The sequence below is a fragment of the Alteromonas lipotrueiana genome, assembly GCF_019249245.1.
In the GTDB taxonomy this organism is placed as follows: Bacteria; Pseudomonadota; Gammaproteobacteria; order Enterobacterales; family Alteromonadaceae; genus Alteromonas; species Alteromonas lipotrueiana.
Window position 1 is genome coordinate 47,072 of the sequence record NZ_JAESDK010000012.1, and the last position, 19,178, is coordinate 66,249.

17 protein-coding genes and 2 pseudogenes are annotated in these 19,178 nt (G+C 47.1%); 9 read left to right on the plus strand and 10 right to left on the minus strand.

What is annotated here, in order from left to right; genetic code table 11:
* Positions 1-9 precede the first annotated feature (9 nt).
* From aceE to ampD, 4 genes are all read right to left on the minus strand, one after another.
* Positions 10-2,676 carry a pyruvate dehydrogenase (acetyl-transferring), homodimeric type gene (gene aceE, locus JK130_RS09480; RefSeq protein ID WP_218354075.1) on the minus strand — a complete coding sequence of 889 codons (2,667 nt, stop codon included), beginning with the start codon at positions 2,674-2,676 and terminating at the stop codon, positions 10-12.
* Between the two features lie 172 nt (positions 2,677-2,848).
* On the minus strand, positions 2,849-3,595 hold the full coding sequence (locus JK130_RS09485; protein ID WP_218354076.1) for a GntR family transcriptional regulator: 747 nt from the start codon (positions 3,593-3,595) through the stop codon (positions 2,849-2,851).
* A gap of 274 nt (positions 3,596-3,869) precedes the next feature.
* Entirely contained in the window at positions 3,870-4,685 is an 816-nt protein-coding gene (ampE, locus tag JK130_RS09490) for a regulatory signaling modulator protein AmpE (RefSeq protein ID WP_218354077.1), read from the minus strand.
* A 19-nt stretch (positions 4,686-4,704) separates the two neighbouring features.
* Complete coding sequence (ampD, locus tag JK130_RS09495) at positions 4,705-5,247, minus strand: 1,6-anhydro-N-acetylmuramyl-L-alanine amidase AmpD (protein ID WP_218354078.1); 543 nt, start codon at positions 5,245-5,247, stop codon at positions 4,705-4,707.
* Between the two features lie 106 nt (positions 5,248-5,353).
* On the opposite strand from ampD, the gene JK130_RS09500 reads away from it, so the two are divergent.
* The 9 genes from JK130_RS09500 (at position 5,354) to JK130_RS09540 (ending at position 12,447) form a co-directional block, all read left to right on the plus strand.
* Positions 5,354-5,860: a retropepsin-like aspartic protease family protein gene (locus JK130_RS09500; protein WP_218354079.1), complete on the plus strand. Its 507-nt coding sequence runs from the start codon at positions 5,354-5,356 to the stop codon at positions 5,858-5,860.
* A 34-nt stretch (positions 5,861-5,894) separates the two neighbouring features.
* A complete protein-coding gene (nadC, locus tag JK130_RS09505; protein ID WP_218354080.1) occupies positions 5,895-6,752 on the plus strand; it encodes a carboxylating nicotinate-nucleotide diphosphorylase in 858 nt (285 codons plus the stop codon).
* Between the two features lie 259 nt (positions 6,753-7,011).
* Positions 7,012-7,449, plus strand: a complete 438-nt coding sequence (locus tag JK130_RS09510; protein ID WP_218354081.1) for a pilin — start codon at positions 7,012-7,014, stop codon at positions 7,447-7,449.
* A gap of 60 nt (positions 7,450-7,509) precedes the next feature.
* Complete coding sequence (locus JK130_RS09515; RefSeq protein WP_218354082.1) at positions 7,510-8,718, plus strand: type II secretion system F family protein; 1,209 nt, start codon at positions 7,510-7,512, stop codon at positions 8,716-8,718.
* 198 nt (positions 8,719-8,916) lie between these two features.
* Positions 8,917-9,837 carry a prepilin peptidase gene (locus tag JK130_RS09520; RefSeq protein WP_218354083.1) on the plus strand — a complete coding sequence of 307 codons (921 nt, stop codon included), beginning with the start codon at positions 8,917-8,919 and terminating at the stop codon, positions 9,835-9,837.
* A 34-nt stretch (positions 9,838-9,871) separates the two neighbouring features.
* Positions 9,872-10,474 (plus strand): dephospho-CoA kinase, encoded by a 603-nt coding sequence (gene coaE / locus JK130_RS09525; RefSeq protein ID WP_218354084.1) that lies wholly within the window; start codon positions 9,872-9,874, stop codon positions 10,472-10,474.
* 69 nt (positions 10,475-10,543) lie between these two features.
* Complete coding sequence (gene zapD, locus JK130_RS09530) at positions 10,544-11,296, plus strand: cell division protein ZapD (protein ID WP_218354085.1); 753 nt, start codon at positions 10,544-10,546, stop codon at positions 11,294-11,296.
* A 37-nt stretch (positions 11,297-11,333) separates the two neighbouring features.
* A complete protein-coding gene (gene yacG / locus JK130_RS09535) occupies positions 11,334-11,567 on the plus strand; it encodes a DNA gyrase inhibitor YacG (RefSeq protein WP_218354086.1) in 234 nt (77 codons plus the stop codon).
* A 10-nt stretch (positions 11,568-11,577) separates the two neighbouring features.
* Complete coding sequence (locus JK130_RS09540; RefSeq protein ID WP_218354087.1) at positions 11,578-12,447, plus strand: aspartoacylase; 870 nt, start codon at positions 11,578-11,580, stop codon at positions 12,445-12,447.
* Positions 12,448-12,551: 104 nt separating this feature from the next.
* On the opposite strand, the gene mutT is transcribed toward JK130_RS09540, so the two are convergent.
* The 6 genes and pseudogenes from mutT to ftsZ form a co-directional block, all read right to left on the minus strand.
* Complete coding sequence (gene mutT, locus JK130_RS09545; RefSeq protein WP_218354088.1) at positions 12,552-12,944, minus strand: 8-oxo-dGTP diphosphatase MutT; 393 nt, start codon at positions 12,942-12,944, stop codon at positions 12,552-12,554.
* Positions 12,944-13,030: pseudogene (locus JK130_RS16825) on the minus strand (SEC-C metal-binding domain-containing protein); the annotation flags it as partial. The gene mutT and the pseudogene JK130_RS16825, both read right to left, overlap by 1 nt.
* A 60-nt stretch (positions 13,031-13,090) precedes the next feature.
* Positions 13,091-15,682: pseudogene (gene secA / locus JK130_RS09550) on the minus strand (preprotein translocase subunit SecA); the annotation flags it as partial.
* 145 nt (positions 15,683-15,827) lie between these two features.
* A complete protein-coding gene (locus tag JK130_RS09555) occupies positions 15,828-16,703 on the minus strand; it encodes a M23 family metallopeptidase (RefSeq protein ID WP_218354090.1) in 876 nt (291 codons plus the stop codon).
* A 188-nt stretch (positions 16,704-16,891) separates the two neighbouring features.
* On the minus strand, positions 16,892-17,803 hold the full coding sequence (lpxC, locus tag JK130_RS09560; protein WP_218354091.1) for a UDP-3-O-acyl-N-acetylglucosamine deacetylase: 912 nt from the start codon (positions 17,801-17,803) through the stop codon (positions 16,892-16,894).
* A gap of 140 nt (positions 17,804-17,943) precedes the next feature.
* The gene (gene ftsZ / locus JK130_RS09565; protein ID WP_218354092.1) at positions 17,944-19,116 is read right to left on the minus strand and encodes a cell division protein FtsZ; all 1,173 of its coding nucleotides are present in this window, start codon (positions 19,114-19,116) and stop codon (positions 17,944-17,946) included.
* Between the last annotated feature and the right edge of the window lie 62 nt (positions 19,117-19,178).

The following is a 19,178-nucleotide window of genomic DNA, read 5'->3' on the forward strand; positions in this document are numbered from 1 at the left end:
CTCCTGTGCTTACGCGTACAGTGGGTTAACTTTGTCTGAATCAATATTCAGATCTTTCATCGCTTTTGACAGCGTCTTCGCCTCTAAATCGCCAGCCTTATAAAGCTCATAAAGTGCAGCATAAGCGACATAGGCAGCGTCAACCTCAAAGTGACGACGCAGATTTGCACGACTGTCAGAGCGGCCAAAGCCGTCAGTTCCCAGTACACGATAACTACCAGGTACAAAGTTGCGTACCTGATCAGCATAGTTTTTGATGTAATCGGTGGCTGCCACGGTGGGGCCATCGTTGCCGTTGTTTAATACGTCTGTGATGTACGCGGTACGCGCATCAGCGTCTGGGTGCAACATATTGTGGCGATCAACAGCCATACCGTCACGGGTAAGCTCGTTAAACGACGTTACACTGTACACCTGAGACTCAACGTTGTAATTGTCGGCCAGCAGTTTTGCTGCCTCACGTACTTGCTCTAAGATCGTACCCGAGCCCAAAAGCTTCACTTTTTTGTCGCTTTCGCCCACGGTATCAAGCAAATAAATACCTTTTACAATGCCTTCTTGAACATCTTTTGGCATTTGCGGCTGCTTGTAGTTCTCGTTCATCACGGTCAGATAATAAAATACATCTTCCTGCTCTTCGAACATCCGGCGCATACCGTCTTGCATAATAACCGCAATTTCAAAGCCGTAAGTTGGATCGTAAGAAATACAGTTTGGAATCAGAGCTGCCTGGGTATGGCTGTGACCATCCTGATGCTGCAAACCTTCACCGTTTAGTGTGGTACGACCCGCGGTACCGCCCACTAAGAATCCCCGTGCCTGTGAATCGCCTGCTGCCCAGGCCAGGTCGCCTACACGCTGGAAACCAAACATTGAGTAGTAAATGTATACCGGGATCATTGGCAGATCGTTGGTGCTATAAGAGGTACCTGCAGCCAGCCACGAAGCCATGGCGCCCAGTTCATTAATACCTTCCTGCAACACCTGACCTTTGGTGTCTTCACGGTAATACGCCACCTGATCAGAGTCTTGTGGTTCGTACTTTTGACCTTGCGATGAATAAATACCGACCTGACGGAACAAGCCTTCCATACCAAAGGTACGGGCTTCATCAGGAATAATCGGCACTACCCGCTTGCCAATTTTCTTATCTTTGAGCATGGCGGTAAGCACCCGCACAAACGCCATCGTGGTTGAAATTTCACGATCGCCCGAGCCTTTAGTTACTGATTCAAAAACTTTTAAATCAGGCGCTGGCAGGTCTTCGGTGCTTTTTGCTAACCGACGCGGCATAAAGCCGTGCAGCGCATCACGACGCTCTTTAAGATATTTCATCTCTTGTGAGTCATCGTCAAACTTGTAATACGGCAGGTCAGACAGGCTTTCGTCAGACACAGGAATCTTAAAGCGATCGCGATATGCTTTTACAGCTTCCATGTCCATCTTTTTGACTTGGTGGGCAATATTTTTGCCTTCACCGGCCTCGCCCATTCCGTAACCTTTGACCGTTTTCGCCAGTATAACCTGAGGGCGGCCTTCAGTTTTAGTCGCGCGATCGTATGCCGCATAGACTTTTACCGGATCATGACCACCACGGTTCAGACGCCAAATGTCTTCATCAGACATATTGGACACCATCTCTTTAAGCTCTGGGTACTTGCCAAAGAATTTTTCGCGGGTATATGCCCCGCCTTTTGCTTTAAAGTTCTGATACTCGCCGTCCACGGTTTCGTTCATCAGATCAAGCAGTTTACCTGAACTGTCACGAGCCAATAGTGGATCCCAGTAACGGCCCCAGATAACCTTGATAACTTCCCATCCAGCTCCGCGGAATGTGCCTTCCAGTTCCTGGATAATCTTGCCATTACCGCGTACCGGGCCGTCAAGACGCTGAAGGTTACAGTTAACCACAAACGTCAGGTTATCCAGCCCTTCACGTGAGGCCAGGCCAATAGCGCCCAGGCTTTCAGGCTCATCAATCTCGCCGTCGCCCAGGAAACACCAGACGCGCTGTTCAGAACAGTCTTTTAAGCCGCGGTTGGTCAGATACTTCAGATATCGGGCTAAATAAATAGCCTGCATCGGACCCAGACCCATAGATACCGTAGGAAACTGCCAGAAGTCAGGCATCAGTTTCGGATGCGGATACGATGAAAGCCCTTCGCCGTCCACTTCCTGGCGGAACATATCAAGCTGATCTTCTGATAACCGGCCTTCAATGTAGGCACGCGAATAGATACCCGGTGCCACATGGCCCTGAATAAACAGGAAATCGCCGCCGTCTTTGTCATTTGGCGCACGGAAAAAGTGGTTAAAACCCACATCGTACAGCATTGCCGATGAAGCAAAGCTTGAGATATGACCGCCCAGCTCTAAGTCTTTTTTAGAGGCACGTAATACCATCATCAAGGCATTCCAACGTAACGCGTTGCGAATTTTGCCTTCAATGGTTTGGTCGCCCGGCATGGTAGGCTCTTGCCCTGGCGGTATGGTGTTCAGATAAGCGGTTGTTGCATCATAGGGTAAGTGGGCACCATTTCTGCGTGCTTTCTCAATTAGTGATTCTAATAAGAAGTGAGCCCTTTCAATACCTTCTTCTTCTAAAACTGACTCTATTGACTCCAGCCATTCTTGTGTTTCTTGTGGATCCACATCTTGGTGCATCATATCAGTCATGGTGCCATCCTATTTTTGCTTAATATAGAAAACCATCCGCTGCACCGTATTTGGAAGAGGATGGCATCGCTAAATTATGTTGTACTTGCAGCAGGCTGTAACAGCCCACCTCTTATTTGCGCGTTTTTACTAATACAAGCTTAAGTACGCGTATACTTTTTGGCTTTCGCCGTTATATTTCCAGACGCCGAAGCGCGCGCTGTACCCTGCTGTCGCGTTGATTAATCGATAACAGGGTTTTTTCAATGAAGGCCAGGTGCGCATTACATGCTTGCCGGGCACTTTCAGGATCGCGGTTAGCAATAGCCGCTACTATTTCAGCGCGCTGGCGCGACAAATCGGTTGCCACGTCAGAATGCTGAGCCAGCATTTCCAGATTTCGTTCAATATTTTCTATCAGCATGACCTGCATAGTGCTCATGACATGCAGCAGCACCATATTGTGCGAGGCCCGCGCCATAACCACATAAAACTGGCCCAGCGCTTCGGCCAGGGGCCGCTGACATTGCTTGCCCTCGGGGGCAGGCAAATTATCAAGTGCCTGTTGCAGTGCCTGATAATCTTCAGGCTGACCCCGTAAGGCCGCGTAATACGCAGACATACCTTCAAGCGCATGGCGAAACTCAAGCAAATCAAATTGTGTTTCAGGACGCCGGCTAATAAGCGCCATCAGCGGGTCTAGCATCGCCGCATTCAGGCTTTTGCTAACAAAGGTGCCTCCGCCCTGCTTACGTTCGACCAAACCTCTGGCCTGCAAATTTCCAATTGCTTCACGAAGCGACGGCCGCGATACGTCAAACTGTGTTGCCAGTTCGCGCTCAGGAGGTAGCTTTTGCCCGGCCAGCAACGCCCCTTCCAGAATCATAGATTCCAGTTGTTCGGTGATGACGTCTGACAACTTTTTACGCCCCTGCTGCATTCGTTTCCTTTAACGTTATGACAGAAAAAAGGCGGTCATTTTGTAAACACCTTGGTGTCAATGCCGCCAATTGGTAATACCAATTTACCTATATAGTTTAGGGTAGTTTAAAACCAAGGTAAATACCTTGCCAAATTACCTTATCTTCAGGTTGCTTAAAATAACCAGATACCCTTGATATTTAATACTATTATGAACATTTCCCACTGGTCGGATAAGCTAAACCAACACTATATTTTTAACATTTTTGCAATAATACCGCCGAAAGTTGTACTTAATGTAATACACCGGCCAGGGTGAGTACGGCGATAATAACCACCAAACAACCCAGACTACGTTTAGCCAGAACGGCAGCACTACTGGCAGAGGCTTTGGCCTGACCCACCTCAAATTCGCCGGCCTGTTGACCTACCCGGGTAAGAAACAAACGCGGCGATGGGGCAACAGTAAACAGATTTTTAACCCAGGGGGTAGCTGCCCGGCTAAAGTGTCCTACCAGTAAGTACGTTAAGCCGGTTAATCGCACGCCGATAATATCGATAATACGAATAAACTCTTCTGGCACACTGCGCTGATGCTCCCCCGGTACATTTAACTGCAACCATCTTGCGCTGCAGTAAATTATGAGACCTGGTATGCCTAATATTGCGGTAATTAAAACCACCGCTACATAATATCGATAGTTTATCCACAACAAAGAACAGGCCAGGTCATTTTGACTGGCAACCCGGTAGGTATCCTGACTCATACCATCTAAATAGCGACCGGCGGCTTCTTCGTCGCCCCGGGCTAATGCCGACTCAAAACACTCTACATTACGCCTTAACATAACACTGCCGATACACAGTGTCAGCAGCACGGTTTGTGCTATCCAGCTCAACAGTGAGCTGTCTGCGATAAACAGCCCACCGCTGATAATAAGCAGAGGCAAAATCATGATTGCCGCTCGCAGCCAGTGTTTACTGGCCGGGCCCGATAACCCCTTGCTTAGCAAACCGGCAGTGCGAGCAAAGTAAAAGTCAATAAAAGCGGTTTTGGGCCGCGTAAAATAACGGTCAATAGCCAGGGCCAGCAGTAAACTTATAAGCATAATAAGGTATCCGGTTGCATTAACGGGTTTTAGAAAACAGTGTATGCCGAAAATAGCCCCAGTCAAAGGCCGGGCCAGGATCAGTTTTGCGACCAGCCGCAATGTCGTTATGACCGACAATACGCCCACATGAAATAAGTGGAAAAGCAGACAGCAGAGAATCACTTAACCTAATTAAGCTATGATACTGCGCGTTGGTATAAGGCTGAGTGTCGGTGCCCTCCAGCTCTATGCCGATGGCAAAATCGTTGCATCGGCTGCGCCCCTGAAAGTTTGATACCCCGGCATGCCAGGCCCGTTGGGTAAAAGGCACAAACTGTTCAATACGCCCGTCACGATAAATCACACAATGCGCTGACACTTTTAATCCGGCAATTTGTGTGTAAAACGAATGTTCGTCCGGGTTTAGCGTACCGGTGAATAACTGCTCGATTCCCTTTGTGTTAAACTGCCCGGGCGGCAATGAAATATTATGAATGACTAACAACGATACCGGCTCATTTGCAGGGCGCTCATCATAAAATGGTGATTTTTTTTGAATTGCGTGGGGGTAATACTCCACAATACATACCCTATTTAAGCGTCAGACTAATTAAATACTGACACTGTGGCGACCCGGGCACAAGCCCTGTCCCTAACAGGTAAAATTATTACGACAGCAGGTGACGATGAGCAACGAAAAATCAATGGGAAAATGGATGTTTGTTCTGGCCTGGGTATGCGGTCTGGGGCTTCTTACATTACTTTTTACGGATGTTTTGGACAGCCAGCAAAACCCTAACCGCGAACCAGAATCAATGCGAATAGACGGGCAAACTGAAGTCAGGCTAAAACAAAACCGCCAGGGCCACTATGTTACCGACGGCACCATAAACAATACACCGGTCACTTTTTTGGTGGATACCGGGGCCACCGACGTGGCCATACCCGCCAGTATGCAGCGCAAACTGGGACTAAATGCAGGACGCACCGCCCTGGCCCACACTGCCAACGGCACAGTACGGGTCGCCCGCACTACCATCGACACCCTGACCATTGGCGATATTAAATTACATAATGTAAAAGCAAACCTGAATCCGGGTCTGCCTGAGGGTCAAATTTTGCTGGGTATGAGTGTTTTACGACAGTTAGAGTTTACTCAGCGTCAGGATTGGTTAATATTGCGCACCCTGTAATTTATTACTTTGTTGTCTGGAGCCCCTTCGCCCTATGTCTTATGTTTCAACTCATGATATTACCGCTCAGGTCACTAACGCGCTAACCGAAGATTTAGGCGGCAGTCTGACCCCGGCTAATGATATTACGGCTAATTTAATTGCTGCGCAGCAGCAGGCCTCGGCCACCATTATTACCCGCGAACACGCTGTTGTTTGCGGAATACAATGGGTTGAACAGGCTTTTGCGTTGGTCGATAACACCGTTAAGCTGAACTGGCACGTGCAAGATGGCGATTCGGTAGAGCCTGACACTGCACTGGTAAGTATAGAAGGTAATGCCCGCAGTATATTAACTGCCGAGCGCACAGCCTTAAATTTTTTGCAAACCTTGTCAGGCACCGCCACAGTAACAGCCCATTACGCCAGTTTATTACAAGGTTCGCCCACCCGCATTTTAGATACCCGCAAAACCTTACCGGGGTTACGTATGGCCCAAAAGTACGCGGTTAAATGCGGCGGAGGGACCAACCACCGAATCGGTCTTTTTGATGCGTACCTGATAAAAGAAAACCACATCTTTGCGTGTGGCTCTATACAACAGGCGGTGGCAACAGCCAAAGCCACCCATCCCGACAAACTGGTTGAGGTAGAAGTAGAGAGCCTGGAAGAATTACAACAGGCACTTACCGCTAAGGCTGACATTGTCATGCTGGATAATTTTACCAACGAACAGATCGAAAGCGCAGTAGCGCAAAATAACGGGCAAAGTAAACTGGAAGTGTCTGGGAATGTAACTGATGAAAGGTTGCGATCGCTGGCTCAAATAGGGGTTGACTTCATCTCTTCTGGTGCTTTAACCAAGCATGTCCAGGCCATTGATTTGTCGTTACGGGTTACCATAAAACAATAGCAACCAACTGTTTTTAATAGCAATTTGGCATATTTTATACTTTTGGATAAATGTGCCGCCCTTCTCCTGTTACTCCGGCAGAACCTACACATAAGTATACTTTCAAATACTTGTCAACATGACGATCCTCCCTATACTTGGCTTCAAGTACCGGGGGCGTTACAAGGAACAAACCAGGTATAAACCTAACTTTGATTAGTCAACTAACGTAACTAGCAACTTTTTAAATTAGCGTCTAATACGCACCCGGAGAACTACCATGAAAAAATTTACACCTGCAAACAAACAAGACGGCTTTACCTTAATCGAATTGATGATCGTGGTGGCGATTATCGGTATTTTGGCCGCGGTCGCGTTACCGGCTTATCAGAATTATACAAAGAAAGCGCGTTTTTCTGAAGTTATTATGGCTACTCAGAGCTTCAAAACGGCCATTGAGGTATGTTTCCAAACTGAAGGTGCAATAACGAGCTGTACAAACGGTACTAATGGCGTTCCTGCTAACATCGCTACTGGTGAAGGTAAAGGGTTAATCGATACTGTTACCTGGACTGAAACCGCATCGCCAGCTACTTTAGTTGCTGCTGCTACAAGTGATGGCGGCTTGGCTGGAGAGACCTACACGCTCGAAGCAACAGTTGAAGATAATGGTCAAATTACGTGGGCCGAAGAGTGTTCTGATTCAGCGCTTTGCTAAGCTAAATATACTATACGAGCCCAGCACCTGCTGGGCTTTTTACTACCAGAGAACACCATTATGGCAAAAGCAGCAGCGGTATTTGAATGGCAAGGCAAGGACCGGCAAGGTGGTAAACGCAAAGGGGAAATTTCAGCCTTAAGCATTAGCGAGGCGAAAAACCTGCTGCGTCGTCAGGGTATCTCTGCCAATAAAGTTAAAAAACAGCAAAAGTCTTTGTTTGGCGGCGGCAAAAAAATTAATGCCGCCGACATTTCCGTTGTTACCCGGCAAATTGCCACCATGTTAGGCGCTGGGGTTACCTTACTCCAATCTATTCAAATGATTGCCCAGGGCCATGGTAAACCTGATATGCGCAAAATGCTTACCGCCATCGGAGATGATGTAAGCGCCGGCACGCCCCTTTCAAAAGCACTACGCAAATATCCCTTACAATTTGACGATTTGTATTGCGATTTGGTGCACACCGGTGAACAGTCTGGTGCCCTGGAGCTTATCTTCGACCGTCTTGCAACTTACAAAGAAAAAGCCGAAGCACTAAAAAGTAAAATCAAAAAAGCCATGTTTTACCCTGCTGCGGTACTGGTCGTTGCTTTTATTGTAACCACGGTATTGCTGATTTTTGTTGTGCCCCAGTTTGAAGAGATTTTCTCCAGTTTTGGCGCCGAACTGCCGGCCTTTACCCAGTTTGTACTGGCGATATCCCGAGGTATGCAAGAATATGGGCTGTACATTGGTATGGCGGTGGCTGGCGGTATTTACCTGTTTATTCGGGCTCACCGAAAGTCTAAAAACCTACGTGACAATGTTGATAAACTCACTCTGAAAATTCCGGTGATTGGCGAAATTTTGAAAAAAGGCGCCATTGCCCGTTTTACTCGTACCCTGTCGACTACTTTTTCAGCGGGTGTGCCTTTAATTGGTGCTCTTGACTCTGCCGCTGGTGCGTCAGGCAATGCCGTTTTTCGTGATGCTATTTTGTATATCAAAAAAGAAGTGGCGGGCGGCATGCAAATGAACACCGCTATGCGCGCAACCAATGTGTTTCCGGATATGGTGAACCAGATGGTAGCAATTGGTGAAGAATCGGGTGCGGTGGATGAAATGCTAAGCAAAGTGGCCACCATTTATGAAGCCGAAGTAGACGATATGGTCGACGGTCTGACCAGCTTGCTTGAACCTATGATTATGGCGGTGTTAGGGGTTGTTATTGGGGGTCTTATTGTAGCTATGTACTTGCCTATCTTCCAAATGGGTAATGTGGTGTAAGTTACCTCAGCTCCAGGCATTTTATAAACCATGAAAAACGCCTTTCGCAGGGTAGCGTTCCAGCGAACATACGCTGCCCTGTTTTTAGCGCGATAATATTCGCTACACCTTTTCATAGTACCAGCGCTAAGATTTGTACCGCTGTCTTAGCTCTGGCACACTTTCATTTTTTATAGCGACAACACGATACCTCAAATTATGACTGCCATTATTGAGCTTTGCCAAACCAGCCCGGTATTCTTTTTAAGCCTGGTATTTATTGTTAGCTTACTTGTAGGCAGCTTTTTAAATGTGGTGGTGTATCGATTGCCGATAATGATGGAGCGCGAGTTTACCGCCGAGTACCATGCGTATTACGAAGCAGACGCCCAGGTTTTTCCAAACGACGAGAATACGAACAGTAATACGCAACCATCACCGCCCCCGCCGGCGGTGTTTAATTTAATAAAGCCCGACAGTACCTGCCCCGCATGCGGTCATCGCATAAGAGCCTGGGAAAATATTCCGGTCATCAGCTATTTATTTTTAAAAGGTCGCTGCGCCAGTTGTAAAACCGCTATTTCGCCGCGCTACCCAATAGTCGAACTGACTACGGCGTTAGTATGTCTGGGGGTAGCATGGCATTTCGGTGCTACCGGTCAAGGCGCACTTGCCATACTAACCTGTTGGTTTTTAATCCCCATGGTGTTGATTGACTTTGATCGTATGCTACTGCCCGACCAGCTTACCCTGCCCCTGTTATGGATTGCCTTGATCGCCAGCACCCAACAGGTTTTTGTTGACCCTACCACAGCAATAATCGGCGCCGCTGCCGGCTACCTTTGTCTATGGTCGGTATACTGGCTGTTTAAACTCTTCACAGGCAAAGAAGGCATGGGCTATGGCGATTTTAAATTACTGGCCGCTTTAGGCGCACTGGTTGGCTGGCAAGGGTTGCCGGTAATCATTATTATGTCTTCGCTGGTAGGCGCCGTGGTGGGCATTGCCTTAATGTTTAAAAAACAAAGCAATGGCAGCATCGCCATCCCTTTCGGTCCGTATTTAGCCGTTGCAGGCCTTATTACTCTGATGTATAAACAGCCTATTATCGACACATACATAAACTGGGTTTTGTCATGATATCAGCCATTGTATTTAAACAGCCTCGGCGGTTATGACCTTTGTTGTCGGCCTTACCGGCGGTATTGGCAGCGGTAAAAGTGCGGCCACCCAAAAGTTTGAAAAACTAGGGGTTACGGTTGTCGATGCCGATGTAGTGGCTCGTCAGGTGGTAGAACCGGGCACTGAGGCCCTGGCCCGTATTGTCGCGTATTTTGGTGAAGAAGTACTGAGCGCCGATGGCGAGCTTGACCGAAGTGCGCTAAGAAATGCAGTGTTTGATAACGATGAGCACAAAACCTGGCTTAACCAGCTGTTACATCCGGCAATTCGCACCCTTATGCAGCAGCAAATTACACACGCGCCCGGGCCTTACTGTATTTTAGCGGTGCCATTGCTTATTGAAAACAACCTCACCGGCATGTGTCGACGTGTAGTCGTTGTCGATTGCCCCGAATCTATGCAGCTGGCCCGGGCGATAAAACGTGATGGCAGCGACGAGCGAATCATCAAAAATATTATAAAGTCACAGGCAAGTCGCGAACAGCGGCTGTCGGCGGCAGACGATGTTATTGATAATAGTGGCTCGATAGACCAGCTAGCTTCTCAGGTTACCCGTCTTCACCACCAGTACCTCACCCTTTCACAGGCTTCATAACGCCATTTTACTTGAAATTTTTGTGTTTTTACGTTTTAGTGCTTACAAGTAGTGATAACGAGGAAATGCATGTCTGACACCGTTTACGAATTTCCACTGAAAGAAAAAGTGCGAAATTATCTGCGCATTGAGCAACTTATTGCGCAACTGAAAAGCGGCGCTTCAGCTCCCTCTGCTCAGTTGCAAATGTATTTCTTTGACCAGCTTTTTACGCTTTTAGATTTGTTTGAGCGTATTGATATTCGTACCGATATTATTAAAGATTTAGATAGTCACGAAAAAAACCTGATGTATTGGTCGCAACATCCTAATATCGACAGCAGCGCACTAGAGCAAACACTCGACTCTATTGTTAGCTTACGCAACAGTCTGAAAACCTGTAAGAAATTTGGTACTGAGCTAAAAGAGGACAAATTTTTAAGCAGTATCCGCCAGCGTTTTGCCATACCAGGGGGCGCCTGTAGCTTTGATTTGCCAAACCTGCATTATTGGCTGGCGCAACCCGAATCTCAACGTTCACAAATTATGAATTCGTGGCTGGCAACCTTAAAAAATGTAGATAAAGCCATCGGTATTTGCTTATCTTTTTTACGCGAACGCGGACAGTTTCGTCCCATCACAGCCAGCAATGGTTTTTATCAGGGTGTGGCTGAGGATAAAAACGAGCTGATTCGGGTGCGTTGTAATACAGACAATGGCTATTATCCTAACTTAAGCGGTAACAAATATCGCTATGCCGTACGTTTTATGTGGTTTGAACCGGCCGGCAAAACCAATGTCTCAGTTGAAGACGACATTACTTTTTCAGTAGCTGCCTGTTAACCCTTTTTAATACACGCTTTTATTATTACGGAAAACTATGTTTGTTAAATGTCCTATCTGTGCCAGACAAGTTGAATGGTCAGCAGAACAAAGTCCATTTCGGCCCTTTTGCTCAAAAAAATGCCAACTTATTGATTTGGGCGAATGGGCAAGCGAAGAACGCACTATTGCGGCGGCCAAACAATCGCCAGAGGCCAGTCCCGATGCGATTGATATTGAAGAAATTGAAGCTATGCTGAGTCAGCAATCAGACGACTTTTTTAAACATTAAGGAACGTATTATGTTGCAGTCTGTCGCTTTGGTCGGCGCCACCCATGGTAATGAAACCAGCGGTATCCAGCTGATAAAAAACTGGCTTAAGTCAGGAATTCCAGCGCAATACGATAACGCGCTATCGATGTCGCTGCATTTAGCCAACCAAGAAGCGTTAAAGGCCAATGTCAGGTTTGTTGAGCAAGATCTTAACCGACAGTTTAGCGAGTCAGCGTTAAAGGCTGAAGGTGATTCAAAAGAAGCCCGGCTGGCACAAAAAATTAATGCTCAGTTCGGACCAAAAGGTAATGCCAATACCGATTTGGTTATCGATATTCACAATACCACCAGCGCCATGGGCGCAACCCTCATTATTTTAGAAGCCAGTGAGTTTTATATTCAAATGGCCCGGTTTGTAAAACAAAAGATGCCCGAAGCCAATGTCTTGCTGGAAAATGAAAAACCAGTCAGTGAACACGGTTACCTTTGTACGACGGGCAAATATGGTGTCATGCTTGAGATTGGCGGTCAGCCCCAGGGAGTATTAAAGCAAGAGGTGTTTCAGCTTACCGAAGCATTAACCCTGGCTGTGCTTGATTTTTGTCTGGCCTACCAGCAAGGTCAAACCGACGATCTTCCCGCATGCGAGGTCTATCAGCTTGGCCACGAAGTGTATTTTCCGCTGTCAGAGAGTGGCGAGCGTGAAGCAATGGTGCATTATCAGTTACAGGATGCAGACTTTGCGCCCTTGCTGGCCGGACAACCAATTTTTAAATGTTTTGATGGCAGCGAAATAGTCTGGGAAGGCGAATCGCCTACCTACCCTCATTTTATCAACGAAGCCGCCTACGCTACCCAACATGTTGCGTTTGCTACAGCCAGTGTCACTACCCTGTAGCAGGGGAAGTATGGCGATACATTCGCTTTGCTGAGAAAAAGCGACTTTTAAGACACAAAAAAACCAGCGTCAACGCTGGTTTTTTTATTTAGCTGAGTAAAAGGTTACTTAACCCGGGCCTGTAATGCCTCTATAATCGGTTTATTCGCCGCCGGAAACTCACTGATGTTAAGGGCCGTGACCTCCAGCCACTTACTCTGCTGATGTTCACGTCCAAACGGTTCGCCGTCAAAGTCTTCGACAATTTGCACCTCTAGACAAACCTTTTTATCGCCATAGTCATGCTCTATTGTCATCAATGGTTTAGTCTGGTTAACCGTAATACCAACTTCTTCGTTAAGTTCACGCCTTAATGCGGTTAGCAGAGTTTCACCGGCCTCAACCTTACCGCCGGGAAACTCCCACTTGCCGCCCTGATGCTTATCGTCAGAGCGCAGTGTTACAAAAGTCTGATTGTGGCGAAGGATAATTCCAACCGCCACCAGCACCTGTTTCATTAACTCAATTTACCATGACACTGTTTATACTTTTTGCCCGAACCACAAGGACACGGGTCGTTACGCCCCACTTTCGGGCCATCGCGCATGGTACTTTGTACACGGTTCCCACTTTGTCCAGGTACCGGTGGTTCAGCCTGCGCTGGCTCCGGTTTCGGTGTGGTTTTTTCATGTTCAAAGCTTTTAGGAACATCATCGGCCTGTCGACGCTGTGCTTCGACTTTTTCTACATCAGACTCTTCTTTTACCTGCACCCGGCTTAATACCGTAATGACCTCAAGTTTTAATGCCTCAAGCATCTGCGAAAATAATTCGAATGACTCGCGCTTGTATTCCTGCTTAGGGTTTTTCTGAGCATAACCACGCAAATGAATACCCTGACGCAGGTGATCCATTGCCGCCAAATGTTCTTTCCAGTGGCTATCCAGGTTTTGCAGCATCACCGCTTTTTCAAACTGACGAAGAACCTGCTCACCGACCATCTCTTCTTTGGCTTTATAGGCTGCTTCAACTTCTTCTAAAATACGCTCGCGTAACTTTTCTTCGTACAGCTTCTCATCGCTGTCGAGCCATTCCTGCAAAGGCAGGTCAACGGCAAAGTCTGCTTTAAGGCGCTCTTGCAGGCCCCCAACGTCCCACATTTCTTCCAGCGACTGGGGCGGAATATACTCATCTATCACCCCAGCAACCACATCGGTGCGAATCGCCTGAATGGTTTCGCTGATATCCCCTTCATCCAGCAGCTCGTTACGCTGCTCGTAGATGACTTTACGCTGGTCATTGGCGACATCATCATATTCAAGAAGCTGCTTACGAATATCGAAGTTACGGCCTTCTACTTTACGCTGAGCATTTTCAATAGCCCGGGAAACCCACGGGTGCTCTATCGCCTCGCCTTTTTCCATACCCAGGCGCTTCATCATGCCGGCCATTTTTTCAGAAGCAAAGATACGCATTAATGCATCGTCCAGCGACAAGTAAAAACGGCTTGAACCGGCGTCACCCTGACGACCCGAGCGCCCTCGTAGCTGGTTATCGATACGGCGTGACTCGTGACGTTCAGTACCGATAATATGCAGGCCACCGGACTCTAATACCGCATCATGACGGATTTTCCACTCTGCTTTAATTCTTTCGATATCTGCATCGGAAGGGTTATCAAGCTTTTCAATTTCGCTTTGCCAGCTTCCGCCTAGCACAATGTCAGTACCACGACCCGCCATATTAGTGGCAATGGTCACTGCCCCCGGACGCCCTGCTTCTGAGATAATATCGGCTTCGTGTTCGTGAAACTTAGCATTAAGTACTTTGTGCTTAATCCCTTCTTTTTTCAAAACCCGTGACAGTAGTTCAGAGTTTTCAATAGAGATAGTCCCGACCAACGAAGGCTGCCCCCGTTTTACGCACTCCTGGATATCAGCCACAATCGCATCGTACTTTTCTTCAGCGGTCATGTAGATAAGATCGGCTTTATCTTTACGAATCATTGGCTTGTTCGTAGGAATAACCACGGTTTCAAGGCTGTAGATATGATTAAACTCGAACGCTTCGGTGTCGGCAGTACCGGTCATCCCCGACAGAGTGTTGTACAGTCTGAAATAGTTTTGAAAGGTAATTGATGCCAGCGTCTGGTTTTCGTTTTGAATTTTAACGCCTTCTTTGGCTTCCACCGCCTGATGTAAACCTTCAGACCAACGGCGACCTTCCATCGTACGGCCGGTATGTTCATCAACAATAACAATCTGATCATCTTTTACGAGGTAATCGACATCTTTTTGAAACAGCTTGTGTGCACGCAAAGCCGCATTAATGTGGTGAAGTAACGAAATATTTGCGGCATCGAACAGGCTTTCGCCTTCAGGTAAAATGCCATTTCGATGCAAAATTTCTTCTACATGCAACTGGCCGTTTTCGGTAAGATGGATTTGTTTGGCTTTTTCATCAACGGTGTAATCGCCATCGCCGTGGGCCCCTTCTTCGTCTTCTTTATCCTGTTTCACCAACTCGGGGATAACAGTATTGATGCTGCGATACAACGCTGAGCTGTCTTCTGCTGCGCCTGAAATAATTAATGGTGTACGGGCTTCGTCAATTAAAATAGAGTCAACTTCGTCCACGACTGCAAAGTTCAGCTCGCGCTGAACCCGATCCTGAGGGCTAAATGCCATGTTGTCGCGCAGGTAATCAAAACCAAACTCATTGTTGGTACCATAGGTAATATCTGACTCGTACGCTTCACGCTTCATTTGTGGGGGCATACCAGGAATATTACAGCCTACTGACATCCCCAAATAAGCAAACAATTCGCGTGCCCAGTCAGCATCCCGCTTTGCCAGGTAGTCGTTCACCGTGACCACATGTACGCCTTTACCCGACAACGCATTTAAATAGGTAGGCAAGGTAGCGGTGAGCGTTTTACCTTCACCGGTGCGCATCTCAGCTATCTGACCATTGTGTAATACCTGACCACCCAACATCTGCACGTCAAAATGACGCATGCCGTATACGCGTTTGCTGGCTTCACGTACCGTAGCAAACGCTTCGGTTAACAACTCGTCCAGAGTGCTGCCTTCTGACAGACGCTTTCTGAATTCTTCGGTTTTGGCTTTCAGTTGTTCATCAGAAAGCGCTTCAAATTCCTTTTCTAAGCCGTTAATGGCATCGACAGATTTTTTTAATTTTTTTATTAGTCGGTCATTACGGCTACCGAATACTTTTCTCAGGACGTTTGAAAACATTACGTTGCAATTTCCACTACTGATAAGGCAGCCTTTTGCAGACCTTGCCTTGGGTTTAGAAAAATGACTTTGAACTGTCGTTATGCAGCTCTAATCACCCTAAGTTTTTGCGCTGACACTTTTTGGTGCAAGCATTAATTATTTGTCAATTGCGGGTAAAGGGAAGCGGATCGATTGGCTGGCCATTTCTTATTACTTCGTAATGCACATGAGCACCGGTTGAACGACCGGTATTGCCCATAATCGCGATATTCTGACCTTTGGTAACGACATCGCCTACCGCAACTTCAACCGACTTGTTGTGCCCATAACGAGTAATATACCCATCTTTGTGCTCAATCTCGACCAAATTACCGTAGCCATAGCGTTCTGAGGCCCAGGTGACAATACCTGCGGCGGTAGCAATAACGTTATCACCTTCTGCACCGGCAAAATCCAGACCTTTATGCATGGCTGGCTTTCCGTCAAATGGATCTGTACGCGTTCCGAAATAAGAAGACAACCATCCTGCCTCTACAGGCCTTCCCGACAATTGGCTTTGTTCTTGGATATGGTGGCCAGAAACCAGACTTTCAAGCATCGCGATTTGTCGCGATTTAGAATCCAGTGAGGTTTTCATGGCGTGCAACTGTTTGATCAGTGGCTCATTATCCAGTGATTCTGTTGGTTCGGGCAATACAAAAACCTCAAGATCCTGAGCTTGCATCCCCAACTTTTCTGCTATTTGCTGGCCGCGGTTGTCTAACTGAGACATTTTGCTGTTTAGTCGCGCCAGTTGTTCTATTAAAACCTGAAGTTGGGCTTCGGTGCCCAGGGTCAGTTCATCCAGCTCTTTATGATCCGCATCATTGGCCTGTTGCGCCAACGCAATACGGGCCAAATCTTCATTTACCGAATCGGTCGAGCGACTAGAGACCAGCATAAACAAAGACGACAGCACCGTAAGACTTACCAGCGTACGCACACTAAAGGTGCGGCGGTAACTAAGGGTTTTGCCTGTCAGGTTTATGGTTAATTTCATTTCACAACTCTTATAAAAATCGAGCAATAGTGTACCGCTGTTCGCCACGATGAACAAATAGGATTAATGATTCTGGCGATAACAGCGCTATATTCTCGAAAAGGAAGACAAATCAGATAACAAAAGCATAGCAGCAGATATAAAAAAACCGCCAATCAGAGGGCGGTTTTTAACAAGTATTTGTTATATCAGGCAAGTACGGGTTCGGCGTAGCGAATTGGCACTTCTTCCTGATTGTCGTAAGTTACAAATTCCCAGGCATCGGCATTTGATAAGACTGCATTAAGCAGTTTGTTGTTCAAACCGTGACCTGTTTTATAAGCTCTTAGTTCGCCAACAATGCTGTGACCGCCTAAGTAAAGGTCGCCTACTGCATCAAGAATTTTATGCTTTAAGAATTCGTCGTCATAACGAAGGCCTTCAGGATTCAAAATTCTGAACTCATCCAATGCCACCGCATTTTCCATGCTGGCACCTAGCGCTAGGTTATTTGCATTCATGTACTCGACATCACGCATAAAACCAAAGGTACGAGCTCGACTGACTTCGTTGACATACGAGCAACTGTCAAAGTCCATCACCATTTTTTGGCGGGTCTGACTGATCACCGGATGGTCGAAATCAATTTCAAAGTCAACGCGAAACCCATCATGAGGAAGCAGCTCGGCCCACTTATCACCGTCTTCAACACGAACCGGCTTTTTGATGCGTAAAAAGCGTTTTGGCGCATTTAGCTCTTCAATACCCGCAGACTGCAGCAGAAAAATAAACGGGCTGGCGCTACCATCCATGATAGGCAGCTCATTGCTGTCTACTTCAACAATAATATTGTCAATGCCTAACCCTGCCAGTGCAGAAGCCAAATGCTCAACCGTGTGAATGCTCACACCGTCTTCATTATTAACACACGTACACAACACGGTGTCACCCACAGCATTTGCACGCGCAGGAATATCCACAAAAGGTTCCAGGTCAATCCGCCGAAACACGATACCCGTGTTTGCTGGCGCAGGCCGGAGAGTCATAGTGACCTTTTCCCCTTTATGTAAACCAATGCCGGTTTCTTGAACCGGATGTTTGATTGTACGTTGTTTAATCATGTTATGCTTTTACCTATTCAAAAAGCGGTCGCATATTATACAGGCACTATTTACCTGTGTCAAAAATCGGAACTTTTAACGTTAAGCGCCGACGCTTTGTCAGCGTCAGCTATGCGCCCAATTTTTAAAGCCTGAAAATATCAGTCGGCCTGCTTACGCAAAAACGCTGGTATATCCAAATACTCTAAATCATTGTTAGGCTGTACATCATCATCAGCTTTAAGCGCTTGGTTGCCATCGGTACCGCCTACATTACTGCGGCTTTCAGCATTTGAAGGGGTGTTTCCACCAAACTCCCGAGCTGAGGATGACAGGCGCGAACCTTCAGAACTTACCAGTGAAATATCTGGTTTTTTCTCTGCGCCAATACCTGTTGCGACCACTGTTACACGCAATTCGTCGGTCATTTCCATATCGATAACGGTACCCACTACTACAGTGGCGTTTTCGCTGGCAAATGCTTTTACAGCATTACCGACGGTCTCAAACTCATCTATTGCAAAATCGGGGCCAGCGGTAATATTAACCAGAATGCCACGAGCGCCAGACAGGTCTATATCTTCTAGCAACGGACTGGCAATAGCAGACTCGGCGGCTTCTTCAGCGCGATCCGGGCCGCTGGCTGCGCCAGATCCCATCATTGCTTTACCCATTTCTGACATAACCGTACGTACGTCAGCAAAATCCACGTTAATCAAACCTGGACGGGTAATAAGCTCGGCAATACCCTGCACTGCGCCGCGTAATACATCGTTAGCAGCACTGAAAGCCTGCAGCAATGGCGTACCCGGACCCATTACCTTTAATAATTTTTCATTTGGAATAGTGATTAGTGAGTCAACATTGTTTGCTAGCTCGATAATGCCCTGTTCTGCAAATGTTGTGCGCTTTTTACCTTCGAATGGGAAAGGTTTAGTCACTACTGCAACCGTAAGTATACCCATTTCACGCGCAATTTTAGCTACCTCGGGCGCTGCCCCGGTACCTGTGCCACCACCCATGCCTGCAGTGATAAACACCATATCGGCACCATCTAACGACTGTCGAATGGTTTCACGATCTTCTTGAGCAGCATCACGACCCACATTCGGATCGGCGCCTGCACCCAGGCCTTTGGTTACACTTGAGCCAATTTGTAACGTAACATCAGCATTTGAGCTACGTAGCACCTGAGCGTCGGTGTTTATTGCAATAAACTCAACACCTTCGATACTGTGCGACACCATGTGTTCTACAGCGTTGCCACCGCCGCCACCGACGCCGATGACTTTGATTACGGCTTCTTCGCCGTGGCTATCCATTAATTCAAACATACTTACTCTCCGGTTGTACGTCTTCAACACTACGCCAGAACATTATCAGCAGGTTATTCACA

Excerpts from the sequence above, each read along its gene's own strand:
- mutT (WP_218354088.1), bottom strand. The coding sequence starts at position 12,944 with ATGAAACAGGTGCTGGTGGCGGTTGGAATTATCCTTCGCCACAATCAG.
- lpxC (WP_218354091.1), bottom strand. The coding sequence starts at position 17,803 with ATGATTAAACAACGTACAATCAAACATCCGGTTCAAGAAACCGGCATT.
- yacG (WP_218354086.1), top strand. The coding sequence starts at position 11,334 with ATGTTTGTTAAATGTCCTATCTGTGCCAGACAAGTTGAATGGTCAGCA.
- ftsZ (WP_218354092.1), bottom strand. The coding sequence starts at position 19,116 with ATGTTTGAATTAATGGATAGCCACGGCGAAGAAGCCGTAATCAAAGTC.
- JK130_RS09540 (WP_218354087.1), top strand. The coding sequence starts at position 11,578 with ATGTTGCAGTCTGTCGCTTTGGTCGGCGCCACCCATGGTAATGAAACC.
- coaE (WP_218354084.1), top strand. The coding sequence starts at position 9,872 with ATGACCTTTGTTGTCGGCCTTACCGGCGGTATTGGCAGCGGTAAAAGT.
- nadC (WP_218354080.1), top strand. The coding sequence starts at position 5,895 with ATGTCTTATGTTTCAACTCATGATATTACCGCTCAGGTCACTAACGCG.
- JK130_RS09515 (WP_218354082.1), top strand. The coding sequence starts at position 7,510 with ATGGCAAAAGCAGCAGCGGTATTTGAATGGCAAGGCAAGGACCGGCAA.
- JK130_RS09555 (WP_218354090.1), bottom strand. The coding sequence starts at position 16,703 with ATGAAATTAACCATAAACCTGACAGGCAAAACCCTTAGTTACCGCCGC.
- zapD (WP_218354085.1), top strand. The coding sequence starts at position 10,544 with ATGTCTGACACCGTTTACGAATTTCCACTGAAAGAAAAAGTGCGAAAT.
- JK130_RS09485 (WP_218354076.1), bottom strand. The coding sequence starts at position 3,595 with ATGCAGCAGGGGCGTAAAAAGTTGTCAGACGTCATCACCGAACAACTG.
- JK130_RS09510 (WP_218354081.1), top strand. The coding sequence starts at position 7,012 with ATGAAAAAATTTACACCTGCAAACAAACAAGACGGCTTTACCTTAATC.
- JK130_RS09520 (WP_218354083.1), top strand. The coding sequence starts at position 8,917 with ATGACTGCCATTATTGAGCTTTGCCAAACCAGCCCGGTATTCTTTTTA.
- JK130_RS09500 (WP_218354079.1), top strand. The coding sequence starts at position 5,354 with ATGAGCAACGAAAAATCAATGGGAAAATGGATGTTTGTTCTGGCCTGG.
- ampE (WP_218354077.1), bottom strand. The coding sequence starts at position 4,685 with ATGCTTATAAGTTTACTGCTGGCCCTGGCTATTGACCGTTATTTTACG.
- aceE (WP_218354075.1), bottom strand. The coding sequence starts at position 2,676 with ATGACTGATATGATGCACCAAGATGTGGATCCACAAGAAACACAAGAA.